This window comes from Vibrio sp. 16, assembly GCF_963681195.1.
GTDB lineage: Bacteria > Pseudomonadota > Gammaproteobacteria > Enterobacterales > Vibrionaceae > Vibrio > Vibrio sinaloensis_D.
Genome location: NZ_OY808997.1, coordinates 734442 through 748615, shown reverse-complemented (window position 1 = coordinate 748615; position 14174 = coordinate 734442). Strand labels below are relative to the sequence as shown.

Genomic DNA, 14174 nt, shown 5'->3' with positions numbered 1-14174 from the left:
AAAATTTATGAAGCCGGTTCATAAAATAGATATTTAACTCTAATTTATAAAGGTTTTTCCAGCTATACAACTGGAAGATGTTGCACAACTGATTGAAATATCAAAGATAAAATCAAATGACTAAAAAGAGAGAAGCCAGACTTGAGCCTGGCTTTGGTTAGTAATTTTTACCGTCAATGAGTCTCAGCGGGATATCTTTCAAGACTTCCTCTTCTGCCATTCGCATATTAATTGCGACGACATCGGCATCGCATGCCTCTGTCGTAACATAGTGTGTTAAACACCCACACAGATTGCAGCGATGAAACTCTACTTCTTTGTCTCCCCAGATGTAAAACACAGGTGGCTCCTTTAAGTAGCGAACCGTTACTTGCTCTGGTGAGTAGTACGCCCAATACGCTGCGTATCGGCGGCAGATAGAGCAATTACATGATGCTATCTCTTTTGGTAAATCCGCTTTAACAACGATGTTTCCGCAATGGCAGGTGATTTCCATATCCACTCTTATCTCTAACTATATCGATACAATAACTAACCACAAATCCCTTAATTTAATCCGAATAAAGATCACAACTCACGAACTCTTTCTGGTGAATCGTCACTTGTCATCCATATTTAACGTGCCAGTCATATTAATAAATAAGAATGATTGCTCTAACACAACCTATGGAAAAACAAGATGAAATTGACGCAGTGGACTCTTTTGCTAGGCGCTTTGGTTGCGCTACCTAGCTTAGCCGATACGGATGTATACCTGACGAATAACTCGGCTCAGCCGCTAACGATTCAAGTGAAACACGAAGGCAGTGATTTACTGAAATACGGTGAAGAATGGCAACAGCATGTGCAAGTGCTCGGTCCTTGGGAAACCAAATCAATATTGAGCTTTAATCGCTGGGAAGGCGTGAAGTCTGGCCAGCACTATCGCTTCGACACCGTGGTTTCTAACCCGCGAGGTGAAAGTGTCACTTTGAATCAAGTAATGAAAGGTCATTGGTACAACTCAAGCATTGAATACGGCGTCTCTGCGGCGGATGTGGATCTCGCGCTGAAAGACGATCGCAATATTCACCGCTCTAGTACCAATGCATTCGGTGACCGCACCTCAGAACTGGCGTTTAAGTCTGCCAGTACTGCGCGATACGATGATTTGTACTACACCATCACGCCTAACAAGGTAGATGAAATCGTCGATACCGATGAGCAAAACCTCAAGCTGATGACTTACAACATCTGGGCACTTCCTGCGATTGCTTCTCACATTGGCGATCGTTACGAGCTAATTCCTGATTACGTCAAAGGTTACGATGTGCTGGCACTTCAAGAAGTGTTTGCCAGCGGTCGTGACGCGTTTTTACGTGAACTTGCAAAAGAATACCCATACCAGACTAAGATGCTGGATAAAGATGGCTTTAACATCCATGACGGCGGCGTCGTCATTGTGAGCCGCTACCCTATCGTTAATCAGGCTCAATACGTATTCCCAGATTGCTCGGGTACGGATTGCTTTGCCGATAAAGGCGTGAATTATGCGGAGATCATTAAAGGCGGTCAGGCTTACCACGTGTTCGCAACGCATACCGCCTCTTTTGATACCGACACCGCACGTGAGTATCGTCAGCGTCAGTTCAAGCAGATGCGAGCTATGGCGAAGTCTCTGAACATCCCTAACGGTGAAACTGTGGTTTACAGCGGTGACTTCAACGTCAACAAATTGAAGTTCCCAGGTGACTATCAACAGATGATTGCTAACTTGAGTGCAATCGAGCCCCGGTACTCTGGTTATACAGCGTCGACCTTCGATCCTCGCATCAATAACTTTGCCGGTGAGGCTTTATCTGGTGGCGAGAATGTAGAGTACCTCGACTACGTGATGGTGAGTAATGAATACGGCGTGAAGTCGTTTAACGATAATCGTGTTGACGTTCCGCGCTCTACCGCAGAGAGTTTGTGGAAACACTACAATCTGTCGGATCATTTCCCTGTTAGCGCTGTGATCAAGCCATGAAGCGTATTCTATTGATCTCTGTGTCCGCCATTTTGGCGGGCATAGTTTGGGTTTCTGTTGCTGGGGATGAGAATCAAGAAGCGCCGTTGCCGATAACAACCTCTTCAAATAAGGTAGAAGTTCCATCGCCTAACGAGGTTTTCACAAGTTCAGTTCAAAGCGCAGACGAACAACCAGAGTCAAAAGGAAAACACTCAACACCCTCAATCAATGGGCTTGCTGAAGTGTTAAGTGGCGCAAAGGGACGAGCATTGAAAGGTGAAATCGAATCCTTTTGGCATCAATGCACAACTCGCAACGACTGCGAATCTCAACTTACCGAATTGGAAAGCCGTTTATCGAACGAGCGGTTTGCTTTGCTCGCGAACTACCATCAGCTCAATAATGAGTGGCAGCAAAGTGTCGGCAATTTGGTGTTTGATGATCAGCAACCGCTCGCCTCTCGCATTGCTCTTCTCAAATCGGAAGCAAGAAAGATATGGGGGGAGTTGGCGGATGTCATTTTTGCTGATGAGTATGCGCTGTATGACTTCAGTTTACAGGCAGAACAGTTAGGCGCAGCGCCCGTGCAAGACTACGTACAAGCCTTTGACGATTTAGTGAAAAATTGGCAAGGCAGTGAGGAAGCTCTGGGATTAGCCAGTGAGCAAGCAAAGTACGAACGAGCCGTCACGTTAATTCCGAACCATATTAGCCAAAGTGAACGCGAGGCGTTAGTTCAGGCACTTGCGCAAACATACTTGACGCAACAACAGAGTGAAGACATTCAGGCTCGCAAGCAGCAAATCGTCGATCAGCAACAGCAAGTTCGTGACTATCAACACGAGTTAGAACAACTGAAATCTACCCTAGAAGCGCAGCGTTCAAGCAGCCATGCCCACATGTCAGAGTCACAATGGCAGAGCTATTACCAACAGCAGATCGCGAGCTTTCGTCGTGATTTCTTTGCAAGCTAAAGCCGAAACAAATGGATAGAAAACACGTAGTAGCAAGGTATGTCGCTCACCAGAATGTGAGCGACAGCCACTAATTTGAACTCGTGATTACAATACGCGCAAGCACTTTTCCGGCGGCAAGCTCAACAGCGTGTTTGCGAAGTTTATCTTCTCATCTCGCCATCTTGCAGCGGCTTCGCGGCTATCTTGTGATTGACGATCGGCTTCAAAATAGGTTTGACGAGGCAAACCATTCGCTGGTGTCATCACCATCGATTGCTCGTTGGCTCGAATGGTAAACAAGAACTGTCCGCGTTGACCAGATTGGACGGCAGGGTGATTCAATGTCGTATCGCAGCAGTAGCGACGATCTCGTAGCGCTCGGCAGGTATATTCAAAAGCGTCTTGGACACCGCGACCAGGAAACGCCGTATAGATGCTAATGCCGTCACGCTGCAGCGGGAAGTCTCCAGCAGACAGTTGCACCGCATATTGCATCATCCGAAAGCCGAGCACGACCCCACCAATACTATTTAAACCACTAAACTGAATGGCTCCTTCCAAGCTTAGTTTCAGTCGGTCTTCACCTTCATACAAATAGAGATCTGGAGATACCCAGTCGCTTTTTGGAATCAGAAGTTGTGTGATGTCGGAATGTCCCATTTTAGTCTCCAAGATTGAAGTTTATCGCGAGACATTAAAGATATAGTAATGATAATTATTATCAATTAATTTATTTAATATTCAGCGCATGTGCACGACTGGCTCCTTCGCTAACCTCTTTTGCCAAACAGGCACAATTGAAGGAGCCGAATGGGGACTAGGTCGACACGGGCGTCATCGCCACCTTATTACTCAAGGTTTCAACCGAATATTGATGCAAATTGATGACCTTATCGCATAGCTTTCGCAACGCCTCCTCGTCGTGGCCAATGATGATCACGCTACATTGTCGCTCAGTCGCCAGAGAAGTGAGCAACTGTAAGGTTTCTGCCGCTGTAATGGGGTCAAGCCTTGAAGTGGGTTCATCTGCAATCAACAGCTTAGGTTTCATTAACAACGCACGTAAAATAGCGAAACGCTGTAATTCTCCTCCTGAAATCTGCCTAGGTGTTCGTTGTAGTAACCCCAAGTCTAATTTCAGTAATCGCATCAAGGGCGCTATTTCAGCCTCATCAAAAGAGTGAATCTGCTGTAAATCACTCAGTAGTTGATCGAGCGTAACATGTGTAGCAAATGCACTTGGCGGGTCTTGATAGAGCTTTAGCTTTTGCCCAACACCGACCGTTTGGTGAAACACAATCTCTCCAGAACTTGGCGTGAGTAGCCCAAGCACCGCATCCGCCAAACTGGTTTTACCACAACCACTTCGACCATAGATTCCAACCACTTCACCCTCATCGACGCGAAGAGAAAGCTTGTCAAACAGGGTGGTTTGATTTCGACGTAGTGATAGGTTTTCTATACTCACCAGAGGCTGACCTGAGCTTGCAGAGGCTCGCTTTGGCCAATGTTTCGGGCTCGACTCGATAAGCGCTTTGGCGTACTCAGATTTCGAATTGGCTAAGATCTCATGTGCGATTCCGGATTCCACCACTTCACCCTGTTTCATCACAATCATGTCTCCCCCTAGCCTTTGCGCCAGCTCGATATCATGAGTGATGGTAATCAATGCGCCCTGTTTTGCGTGCTCTGCAAGCATGTCACCAACGATGTCGCAATGGGCTCGATCTAGCCCTTTGGTGGGCTCGTCCGCTAACAGCAGTTCTCCGCCAGCCTGAGTCGCACATAAATAAGCGACTCGCTGCGCCATTCCACCTGAAAGCTGGAAAGGATATTTTTGTTTCGCGTGGCTAAGATTCATGCTTTCAAGCGCTGATTGAGCTCGTTTTTTGGCCGTCGACGCAGGAGCCTGATTAACGAGAGTATGAACCTCTTCAATCTGTTGGTGTACGGGCATAATAGGGTCTAGCGCGAGCCACGGTTCTTGAGGAAGCAACGCGATTTTTCGCCCCCACATCTGCTGCAACTCGTTTTCACTGACCGCTCGGTCATGGAGGTAAATCTGCCCCTTGGCAACCAACTCTTTTGGCAGGGTTCCGGTTAGCGCAGCCGCAATCAAACTTTTTCCCGCCCCTGTTTCGCCAAGAATCGTAAGCGGCTTTCCCTTAGCGAGGGTAAAACTGACCGGGTCAACTAAGACTTGCTGCGCCGTTTTTACTGACAATGATTCGACACGAAGAAAACAATTCATGACTTTTCCCCACTCGCGAGTAAATGGAACCCGAGTACTAAAACAAACAAGGTGATCAGTGGTTGCGCTAACACCCAAGATGCAACTTGGTAGTAACGAAACAGCTCTACCATCATGAGTCCTAACTCCGCCTCTGGTGGCTTAAGGCCTACATGCAAAAAGCCGAGCGAGGCAAGCGCGAGTATGGTGTTTCCAGCCCCAAAGCAACAGAGGGTGAACACATCTTGACGGCAGTGAGGCCAAATATGACGCTTAAATACATACCAAGACCCAAATCCATACAGCACAGACGCTTCAACTTGCGGAGAATGAATCAGAGATAGCGTTCTATTACGCACCACTCGGTAGAACTCAACCCACAAAATAAGGGCGATTGCGACGTACAAAATCGTAAAGGATCCCGGTACTAACGCGGCAAATAACAGCACTAAAATCAGCCCCGGCATTGCGAGGATAATATTCATCGCAAAAGTGAAACTTCTCTCCCACCACCCTTTGCGCCACCCTGCGAGTACGCCTGCAACAATCCCTAACGCAGCAGAGGTCAATACGCTTAACCAAGCCAATGTTAACGAGGTAACAATCGCATCACTTAAACGAGCAAAGTTACTGCGACCAAAATGATCGCGCCCCAGTGGCTCGGAGAAATCCGGCAAAGAAAACGCCAATGAGAGTTGCTGTGCGGCTGGGTCACTATTGAAGAGCAGTTTTTGCGTCAACACGAGCAGCAGTGCTGCGCCGATAATCGCAATGCCCCAGATTTGTTTAGCAAGCAGTTTCATTGCGTCGCCTCCTGCTGTTGTCTTGGATCAAGTTGGTAGGTCACGAGGTCAATAAAGGTGTTGATCGCAACAAACAACAAGCCCATCACCAATGCTGTTCCTTGGATCATTGGGATATCTCGAGCAAAAATCGCGTGCGCCAACGCGTGGCCGATACCTGGCCAAGAGAAAAGTGACTCGATCATGATGATGCCTTCCATCAAGCCAATGGTTTGAATCGCTAAGAAAGTGACAATCGGAATCGCAATATGGCGCTGTGCGTGATGCTGGAATGCTTGCTCAAAGGTTAATCCTTTTAGTCTGGCAAACTTAAAGTATGGCGCTGTAATCGTACTGCGCGTCGCGTTACGAATAAGCCGATTTGACATCGCCGCCAGTGAGAGCGCTAACGTCAGTCCCGGTAAAAAGAGATGTGCTGCACTGCCAAACCCCGCCACAGGAAACAGCCCTAAGTGCAATGCAAATAGAATCGTCATCACTAAGCCAATCACAAATACTGGCTGAGCGCGGATAAACACCGAAGTAATCAAACTCCACTTGTCAGCCGCCGAGTTAGCATGTTTCCCACAATAAACACCAATAGGTATCGCGATGAGGGCAGACAGCAACAAAGCAACCAATGCGAGCAGCAATGAGTGACCAAGCTGATGCGTTATCTCTTCAATGACGGGGGCGCCGCTAATCAGGGAATGACCAAGGTCAAACTGGAGCAGATCCCACAACCATTGAACATAGAGTTCAAACCCAGATCGGTCTAAGCCAAGCTCCGCACTGACTGCTTGCGCCGCTTCTGCATCCACATAGTCGTAACCATATCGACCCGCTGCGATCCGAAACGCAAAATCACCCGGAAGCAGGCGCATCAAAATGAATGTCAACGTGCCGATACTCCAAGCCACCAACGTGGCTTGGAATACTCTTCTAAGAAGGATGTTAATCATTCAGCGTCATCTCTGAAATTCGGTAGTTGATCTCAAACGGGTCAAAGCTAAAGTTGCCGACTTTCTTATTCACCGCCACAAGTTGGGTGTAGAAGGTGATAGGAATCAGTGGCATCTCTTGCGCAAGAATTTGAGACGCTTGCTGCGCTTGTTGTTGGTAATCAGCGCGATCTTTTGTTGCGCTCAAGCGGCTTAGCAGAGCGCTAAACTCTTCCGATGACCAGTTCGTTGGTCCCCAATCGCTACCTTTATGCTCAGCAAAGTCTTTAAGAAGCAGCGCAAGGGGATCGACCGTGGCGCCAAAGTTACGCGCCACGAGTGCCAACTCAATCGTGCCATCTTGATGCTTCGCTGGAATCGCACTGGAGTTATCAATGGAGATATCAACTTGAATGCCAACTTCCTTCAATTGCGCTTGAATAGCGGTAGCGACCACGGGCAGTTCTGGACGATCTGAATAGGTAGTCAGATTGACAACAAACGGCTTGCCTTCTCGCTCTAGGATGCCTTGTTCGTTTTGCTGCCATCCTTGAGAAGCAAGCAACGATTTCGCTTTGGCAATATCACGAGACGTCTGCGCGAACGCTTCAATGTGCCAAGCCCCTAACGAAGGCGCAAAAAGCTGGTAGGCTTCAGAGCCCGGCATGCGAATGATCTGCTTGGAAATCCCAGTACGATCGAGCGCTAAGCTCAGCGCTTGGCGTGTTTGGTACGAGTTAAGATACGGATGCTCGTTGTTCAGTTTGAGCAAAATTGTCCGAGGAATAGATTCGCTCACGACATCGACATTCTCTGTTTGCTGCAATGGCGCGATGCTTGCCGGATCGAGGGTGTACACGATATCAGCCTGACCTGTTTGGGCGAGCAGTGCACGACTTTCAGCACGATGCCCAGCCAGATATTCGACGTTTTCAATCTTGGCTTTGCTGCCCCAGTAACCCTCGTTACGAGTCACATGAATTTTATGTGGCGGGACAAGTTCAGCAATTTTGTAAGGGCCAGTACCAGCCAGTGAAGTAGAGGTTCCTTCTTCGTTGTAGCTACTCGGAGAAGCGATCGCTACCGTGTAATGAGCCAGAACCGACAACATAGGGTTGTAAGGTTTAGACAGGCGAAGTGTCAGTTGATTCCCGTTCGCCACTATCTCTGAAATAGGCACACGCTTAATCACGCCCGGCTTCGCCATCGCATTTTCAAGCGCCAATTTAACCGCTGCCGCATCCAGTTTTTCGCCATCGTGAAACGTTACCCCCTCTCGGATATCGAACGTCCACTCTAGGTCATCAGGACTCACGGTCCACGCAACAGCGAGTTGCGGCTCCACTTGGCCCTTTTTATTGATCGCGACCAAAGATTCAACAACCTGCATTCGGGTGAACATATAACCATCTTTCGAGAGATCTTGGCTTGAGTATTCAAACGGTCCAGAGATTTTTAATGCTTGGCTTGACGTTGATTGAGTGAATTGCGACACAGTGACCGCCGCAATAGCAACGACTGCGGCGATACCCGCTATCCTAAATTTCATTATTCATGTCCTTAAAAACAAATTCAGCGCAATGTTATAACATAACAATATTATCAATCAATATGAGAATGGATATCAATAAGAAACCGTAACGTGTCAGCTCGTATCCGACATGAAATCTTGCCAAACCTCTAAAATCTGGAACATTTCTTACATCTCCAACCGACGCACTCTGATAAGGTATTGAGAAGGGATATTTTTTTGTGTGATGAGTCGAATGGATTTACTCAGCCAGTTGCAATTTTCTGTATCAATCACGGGACCAATTTGTTTGATGTTGGTGCTGGGTATCGTATTCAAACGTATTGGTTTGATAAACGATAACTTCATTGAGGTCGCCTCGAAACTGGTGTTTCAGGTGACACTCCCTACCATGCTGTTTCTGAGCATCGTAGTTTCAGAACATGATATCTCTGCCGCGAGTCACTTCATCTTGTACGGTGTGCTGTCCAGTGTGGCGTTTTTCGTGTTTACATCAGTTTGCGTCAAGGCGCTCTTTCCAACCTCTCCAGACCAAGGCGTGATCATACAGGGCGGGTTTCGCGCGAACACTGGCATTATCGGCATCGCTTATGTTGCCAATGCCTATGGTGAGCAAGGCATCGCATTGGGCGCGATATTTGTCGCCGCAACCACATTGGTTTACAACGTGTTGGCGGTGATTTGCCTCACTCCAAAGCATCAGGAATCGGGGGTAAAAGTGGGCAAAATGATGGCGGCTACGTTAACCAAAAATCCCCTCATTATCTCGATTTTACTCGGTATCGCCTTTTACGTTCTTAGTATTCCTGTACCAACCATTGCGATTGATGCAGGTAACTACCTTGCCAAAATGACATTGCCTCTCGCCCTTCTATGTATTGGCGGCTCACTCAATTTAAGCTCTCTCAAAAAGGAGCAAGCGCCCTCTTGGACGGCAAGCGGATTTAAGTTGGTGGCAGCACCCGTACTTATTACTGGATGTGCCTATTGGTTAGGGTTTGAGGGGATGGAGCTTGGAATCATCTTTTTTATGAACGCTTCACCAGTGGCATCTGCGAGCTACATTATGGCAAGGGCAATGAACGGTAACGCAGTGCTCGCGGCCAATATTATTGCGCTAACCACGACAATTTCTACCGTGACTTGTACGTTAGGTTTGCTGCTTTTGAGCGTGTTTAGTTTGATATAAAAAGCGAAGCGTTAAGTCGCTTCGCTAATTTACAGCCCGATACTTTAACACTTACTCACAACATTCGATTTGCTCGGAATCTGTCACCAGTATCACACCTTTGGTCGCTAACTCCTCAGCCACCTGCTCAGCATTCTCCGGAAACACCGCTCGCGTCGAGGCTAGATTCAGAATCACCCGAAAACCTGTATCCACCAGCTGTTCTACCGATTTCTTAACACAAAAATCTAATGCCAAGCCCCCGACAATCACGGTATCTATGCCTTTAGATTGCAGAAACTCGATCCCGCCTGTCGACAGCGTATCTGCTTGGTCATGGTAGAAAGCGCCATAAGGGTGCGCGTCTGGGTCGATGCCTTTGTTCATTTGGAAGTCGTAATCGCGAATCGCTGGCAAGCCGGGCAGTAACTCAACGCCCGAAGTACCAACCACACAATGCGGATTCCACTTAATATCCACTTCTGGCAGGCCAACAGGTTCCAGCATGTTCGCTGGCGTTTCCGCTTCCCACGCTGCGCCTGGAGGGTGCATATCTCGCGACACGAGCTTAATACTCGCTTTACTGTGGTTGGCAATCAATTCGTCAACGATTTCCAGCGCCCCCGCTACAGGCAGTTCGTTCGGGCAAAGCTCGCTAAAGCCTTTTTGCGGGTCAACATCGACGGCCGCTGTTTTCGATTTCTCAATCTGTACCGATTTCAAAGACATGGGTTATTCCTTATGCTGTTCAACGCAGGCACGTTTGAAAATATGTCACGCTTTTTTCGCTCAAACTGTAAACCTGAGCAGGCTTGCCGCCTTTTCCTTTGTTGGTTGAGGCCATCTTGTTGGCGCTCACAATTACGCCTGTTTCTATCAGGCGTCGTTTGACCGTCATTCGGTTAATTTCAACGCCAAACTCAGCATACGCGGCAATAATGTCAGAGACTAAAAACTCTTTATCGAGAGCGAATAACGCTACCGATGTGTACTCAACGGCTGCACGCAACTTACGCCACGCCAGTTTAATCAGCTCGGCGTGATCAAACGCGAGGTCTAACGCATCTTGAAGCACGTCTTCTAACGCAAACCAGCGAAGCTGCTCTTGGCATAAGCCACAATTTTCGATTTGCTCGACATTGGCTTGATTGAGCAGCGCGTAGTGCGCAATTGTCACGCTCCACCCTTCAGGGTCGCGTTTGGGGTTACCATCTACCATGGGTTCGCTGATGTAATTGGGGTACGTGTGAATTTTTTGCCGACAAATGCGTCGCCTCGCGGCATCAAAATCTTGATCGGCAGGTTGCCCACCTCGCTCCGTCCAATCTTGTTCAAACACGAATCCACCCGGAATCGACCACATACCATGTTGCGGTCGCTCTGGATTGTTGCGCTTGATTAATAACACTTCCAACCCTTGGCTGCCTAGCCTAAGACATATCATGTCAATGGTGACAATCATTTACGTTTCCTACATCCTTCTCTAGTGCGTACATTATCACCGTTCAACACAATTTCAACCAGAAAGTAACCTTTTGTGATTAACCAATATTCTTTTCTAATTCGAGTTAGTCTGCGTTTAAATTGATAGTAACCTCACCTAATTATTAAGAGCATGGAACTTAGTTTGATGGCAATACTAGTTAGTAACACAATTTGACAAACCAATTTTGGTTGATTAGAGTTCGAGCAAGTAATTAAGCTGAGTAATAGATAGGATGGCATCATGACCACCTCGCTTTTCAATCAAAGCATTATTCAAAGTGCACTCGATCTCGACGTGTACAAAATTAATATGATGCATGCCGCTTACAAGCTGTATCCCAGCACCCAAGTGCGATATGAACTTATTGTTCGTTCGGATGAAGACTTGTCCGATCTTAAACATGACGTCGAACATGAGATTCTTCGCCTCGCCAAGGTCAACTTCAGCAATGAAGAGCGCCGCTACCTGACTGAGCAAGCGCCTTACCTTGATAGCACGTTTATTGACTACCTTGCAGAGTTTCGTTTTCGTCCAGAGTCTCAGGTGGAAGTGTGTGTTTTACCAACAAAGGGTAAAGACCAACTACGAGTCTCTATTCGAGGTCTTTGGCATGAGACGATCTTGTATGAAACTCTGGTGATGAGCATCATTTCCGAAGTGCGAAATCGCCGTCGTTGGCCCTCTATTCCCTATGCACAATTTCAGAAAACGTTAGTCGATAAAGTGGATTGGTTGCGTCGCGAGCTCAAGCACCGAAACATCACCAACTTCCAGTTTTCAGAAATGGGCAGCCGACGCCGATTTAGCGCGCAGGTTCAACATGACGTAGTGGATTATTTGCGCCAACACGCCTCAGATCTAATGTCGGGCACGAGTAACTATCACTTAGCAAAACAGTTTGATCTCACACCTATTGGTACCGTCGCCCACGAATGGTTTATGGCGCATCAGCAATTAACAGAGCCCGCAAAGTCTCAACAGGTTGCACTCGATCAATGGCATGCCACCTTTGGCGGTCAACTCGGTATTGCACTCACCGACACCATTGGGATTGACGCCTTTCTCGCCGACTTCAGTCTTGAACGCGCGAACGCGTATGCTGGAGTGCGCCATGATTCCGGTTGCCCCTACACGTGGGGTGACAAAATGATCGCGCACTACGAAGCATTGGGAATTGACCCGAAATCCAAAGTACTGATCTTTACCGATGGACTCAATTTTGAACGCGCATTAGACATTTGCGACTACTTCAAAGATCGCGCTAATGTCAGTTTTGGAATCGGCACCTTTTTAGCCAATGACATGGGCGACTGGCGTGATGGTCAGATTCAGTACCAGCCCCTCTCTATGGTGGTCAAACTGGCAGAATGTAATGGGCAGGCGGTCGCCAAAATCAGTGACGAGCCTGAAAAAGCGATGTGCGAAGATGAGGTATTTCTGACGGAGTTAAAGCAGAGCTTTGGTCTTATCTCTACGCTAGATAAAGCAAGTTAGATTCCTTAACCAAAAACGGAGCCAGTGGCTCCGTTTTTCGTTGGGTTGAATTATAAACTCATGATCTTTTTGAACTCTTCTTCGGAATACTTCTTCTCTGTACTCTTGGTCAAATCGGTCATCATTTTATAGCGAATGTCTGTCGCCATATTTAGTGTCCGTTTAAGCTGACCATAAGAATAATCCGCCGCCATATCGAGAGCCGCCTGCTTATCTTGCTTGTACATGTCACTGAGCGTCGCATCTAGGTGCTGCACTTGTTTATACAAACGCGTTTCTTCTTTGTCCCACGTCTGTTTTAGCATGGGCAAATATTTTTCTGGGTTCGCTGATGCAAGAGCGGTCAAGCTTCTAAACTGCCAATAAGCTGAGTCGTCGCTATAGGTGTCATCCCCCACTTGGTAAGCCTTAGGGTAATCCTGTAACGTTGAGTAGAGCGGAACCAGTACGGACTCTGGCAATACGCCAAAGCTTTGCCAAATCACACCTTGTAGCTCTTTGGGCATCTCTGCACGAAGCTGAATAATGTGAGATTCTAACTGGCGTTCTACACGAATTGGACGTTTCGCTTTGCCTTCTAGTGCAGTTCCATCGTAAGTTGCACTCAACACTTCAGCCACATCTTCAACACTGATTTTGTCATCCGGCTGCATAAACAGCGGATATTGTGCTAATCGGCTTTGCTGATACTTCGATGGCGTCAACATTTTTTGCCCAAGCCATTCGCGGTCAATGTTGTATTCATCCCCCACCACGCCAAACGCTTTAGCAAAGTTGAATGATTGGCGATCAACCTTGTCGAGCAACTTGTGCTTTTCGACAAACTCAAGCATGCCTTGCGAATGCAGAACGTCCTCACTGGCAAGGTCGACGCCATGAATACGCAGTCCATTGGCAATCATCGCGTAGCTGTTATCAGGCACTTTAACCGCAATCCAGTGATGACCGGAGCCAATTTCAAACAACCAAGCTTCGTTGACGTCGGCGATATAGAGGCTATTTCCTTCCCCCGCCCCATATTTTTCGATGTAGTCTCCGAGCAGTTCCACGCCTTGCTTGGCGCTCTTCGCTTGCGGGAGAATCAAAGTGGGAATAATCGCTTCAATAATGCCTGGTTCCACCAAAGGGTCCGCTTTGGCAACTTTGTCATTCACTTCAGCACTGGTGGTAGCCGACACCGCGACGTTGTACTCGTTAATGCCGCGTTCTTCGTAGTATTTTCCGTCACTGTCAACGGTAATGGCGTCCCAATCGGGAATAGAAGAGTAAGCCAAGAAGTGCTCAGGCATTGGCACCACCAAGCCATTGCCGAGTGTCCAATCTCCTGGCTCGTTATCTTGTGCAGAGCGATACTCAAGGTACTTGTTCCAGTTGTTGATGCCAAAGTCTTCGTTGCGAGCGATCATAATGCTGCCATCAGCCGATGCCCCTTTACCAACAATCAAACCCGTACACGCAATTGCATTGCCACTGAGCGCCACAGCAATGGCGCTCGCGGCGAATGTCACAGACCATGTTTTCATCTCTTCTATCTCCATTTTGGATCAAATTAGGCGAATTCAGCTTCAATCTGTGTTTGCAAATTATTATTGTTTG

General features: G+C 47.6%; 13 protein-coding genes. 4 read left to right on the top strand and 9 right to left on the bottom strand.

All coding sequences use genetic code 11. The features are described 5' to 3' along the window. Nucleotides 1–157: 157 nt before the first annotated feature. Nucleotides 158–496: a GFA family protein gene (locus U9J37_RS03380; RefSeq protein ID WP_005470629.1), complete on the bottom strand. Its 339-nt coding sequence runs from the start codon at nt 494–496 to the stop codon at nt 158–160. 183 nt (nt 497–679) lie between these two features. Between U9J37_RS03380 and U9J37_RS03375 the strand changes: the two genes are divergently transcribed. Together U9J37_RS03375 and U9J37_RS03370 are read left to right on the top strand one after the other, a co-directional pair. Next, nucleotides 680–2008, top strand: a complete 1329-nt coding sequence (locus U9J37_RS03375; protein ID WP_005470854.1) for a sphingomyelin phosphodiesterase — start codon at nt 680–682, stop codon at nt 2006–2008. After that, complete coding sequence (locus U9J37_RS03370) at nt 2005–2964, top strand: hypothetical protein (protein WP_005470787.1); 960 nt, start codon at nt 2005–2007, stop codon at nt 2962–2964. Before U9J37_RS03375 ends, U9J37_RS03370 begins: the two co-directional genes overlap by 4 nt. Nucleotides 2965–3051: 87 nt before the next feature. Here the strand turns inward: U9J37_RS03370 and U9J37_RS03365 are convergent, their stop codons facing one another. The 5 genes from U9J37_RS03365 to U9J37_RS03345 all read right to left on the bottom strand — a co-directional run bounded on the left by U9J37_RS03365 (nt 3052) and on the right by U9J37_RS03345 (nt 8448). Next, nucleotides 3052–3606 (bottom strand): hypothetical protein, encoded by a 555-nt coding sequence (locus U9J37_RS03365; RefSeq protein WP_005470646.1) that lies wholly within the window; start codon nt 3604–3606, stop codon nt 3052–3054. 157 nt (nt 3607–3763) lie between these two features. After that, a complete protein-coding gene (locus U9J37_RS03360; protein ID WP_005470650.1) occupies nt 3764–5197 on the bottom strand; it encodes an ABC transporter ATP-binding protein in 1434 nt (477 codons plus the stop codon). Further along, a complete protein-coding gene (locus tag U9J37_RS03355; RefSeq protein ID WP_005470661.1) occupies nt 5194–5979 on the bottom strand; it encodes an ABC transporter permease in 786 nt (261 codons plus the stop codon). Before U9J37_RS03355 ends, U9J37_RS03360 begins: the two co-directional genes overlap by 4 nt. After that, complete coding sequence (locus tag U9J37_RS03350) at nt 5976–6920, bottom strand: ABC transporter permease (protein ID WP_005470694.1); 945 nt, start codon at nt 6918–6920, stop codon at nt 5976–5978. The genes U9J37_RS03355 and U9J37_RS03350 overlap by 4 nt, the downstream gene beginning before the upstream one ends. Beyond that, on the bottom strand, nt 6913–8448 hold the full coding sequence (locus U9J37_RS03345; RefSeq protein ID WP_005470835.1) for an ABC transporter substrate-binding protein: 1536 nt from the start codon (nt 8446–8448) through the stop codon (nt 6913–6915). Before U9J37_RS03345 ends, U9J37_RS03350 begins: the two co-directional genes overlap by 8 nt. Before the next feature lie 217 nt (nt 8449–8665). Between U9J37_RS03345 and U9J37_RS03340 the strand changes: the two genes are divergently transcribed. Beyond that, the gene (locus U9J37_RS03340; protein ID WP_005470851.1) at nt 8666–9619 is read left to right on the top strand and encodes an AEC family transporter; all 954 of its coding nucleotides are present in this window, start codon (nt 8666–8668) and stop codon (nt 9617–9619) included. Nucleotides 9620–9670: 51 nt separating this feature from the next. Here the strand turns inward: U9J37_RS03340 and U9J37_RS03335 are convergent, their stop codons facing one another. Both U9J37_RS03335 and U9J37_RS03330 read right to left on the bottom strand, forming a co-directional pair. Then, entirely contained in the window at nt 9671–10327 is a 657-nt protein-coding gene (locus U9J37_RS03335; protein WP_005470727.1) for an isochorismatase family protein, read from the bottom strand. Nucleotides 10328–10346: 19 nt separating this feature from the next. Next, nucleotides 10347–11060 carry an NUDIX domain-containing protein gene (locus tag U9J37_RS03330; protein WP_005470696.1) on the bottom strand — a complete coding sequence of 238 codons (714 nt, stop codon included), beginning with the start codon at nt 11058–11060 and terminating at the stop codon, nt 10347–10349. 264 nt (nt 11061–11324) lie between these two features. On the opposite strand from U9J37_RS03330, the gene pncB reads away from it, so the two are divergent. Continuing rightward, nucleotides 11325–12578: a nicotinate phosphoribosyltransferase gene (pncB, locus tag U9J37_RS03325; protein ID WP_005470635.1), complete on the top strand. Its 1254-nt coding sequence runs from the start codon at nt 11325–11327 to the stop codon at nt 12576–12578. A 50-nt stretch (nt 12579–12628) separates the two neighbouring features. Here the strand turns inward: pncB and U9J37_RS03320 are convergent, their stop codons facing one another. Next, the gene (locus U9J37_RS03320; protein ID WP_043886710.1) at nt 12629–14101 is read right to left on the bottom strand and encodes a C69 family dipeptidase; all 1473 of its coding nucleotides are present in this window, start codon (nt 14099–14101) and stop codon (nt 12629–12631) included. Between the last annotated feature and the right edge of the window lie 73 nt (nt 14102–14174).

What these genes read in the sequence shown, in the direction of transcription:
- U9J37_RS03380 (WP_005470629.1), bottom strand. Translation starts at nt 496, where the DNA reads ATGGAAATCACCTGCCATTGCGGAAACATCGTTGTTAAAGCGGATTTA.
- U9J37_RS03375 (WP_005470854.1), top strand. Translation starts at nt 680, where the DNA reads ATGAAATTGACGCAGTGGACTCTTTTGCTAGGCGCTTTGGTTGCGCTA.
- U9J37_RS03370 (WP_005470787.1), top strand. Translation starts at nt 2,005, where the DNA reads ATGAAGCGTATTCTATTGATCTCTGTGTCCGCCATTTTGGCGGGCATA.
- U9J37_RS03365 (WP_005470646.1), bottom strand. Translation starts at nt 3,606, where the DNA reads ATGGGACATTCCGACATCACACAACTTCTGATTCCAAAAAGCGACTGG.
- U9J37_RS03360 (WP_005470650.1), bottom strand. Translation starts at nt 5,197, where the DNA reads ATGAATTGTTTTCTTCGTGTCGAATCATTGTCAGTAAAAACGGCGCAG.
- U9J37_RS03355 (WP_005470661.1), bottom strand. Translation starts at nt 5,979, where the DNA reads ATGAAACTGCTTGCTAAACAAATCTGGGGCATTGCGATTATCGGCGCA.
- U9J37_RS03350 (WP_005470694.1), bottom strand. Translation starts at nt 6,920, where the DNA reads ATGATTAACATCCTTCTTAGAAGAGTATTCCAAGCCACGTTGGTGGCT.
- U9J37_RS03345 (WP_005470835.1), bottom strand. Translation starts at nt 8,448, where the DNA reads ATGAAATTTAGGATAGCGGGTATCGCCGCAGTCGTTGCTATTGCGGCG.
- U9J37_RS03340 (WP_005470851.1), top strand. Translation starts at nt 8,666, where the DNA reads ATGGATTTACTCAGCCAGTTGCAATTTTCTGTATCAATCACGGGACCA.
- U9J37_RS03335 (WP_005470727.1), bottom strand. Translation starts at nt 10,327, where the DNA reads ATGTCTTTGAAATCGGTACAGATTGAGAAATCGAAAACAGCGGCCGTC.
- U9J37_RS03330 (WP_005470696.1), bottom strand. Translation starts at nt 11,060, where the DNA reads ATGATTGTCACCATTGACATGATATGTCTTAGGCTAGGCAGCCAAGGG.
- pncB (WP_005470635.1), top strand. Translation starts at nt 11,325, where the DNA reads ATGACCACCTCGCTTTTCAATCAAAGCATTATTCAAAGTGCACTCGAT.
- U9J37_RS03320 (WP_043886710.1), bottom strand. Translation starts at nt 14,101, where the DNA reads ATGAAAACATGGTCTGTGACATTCGCCGCGAGCGCCATTGCTGTGGCG.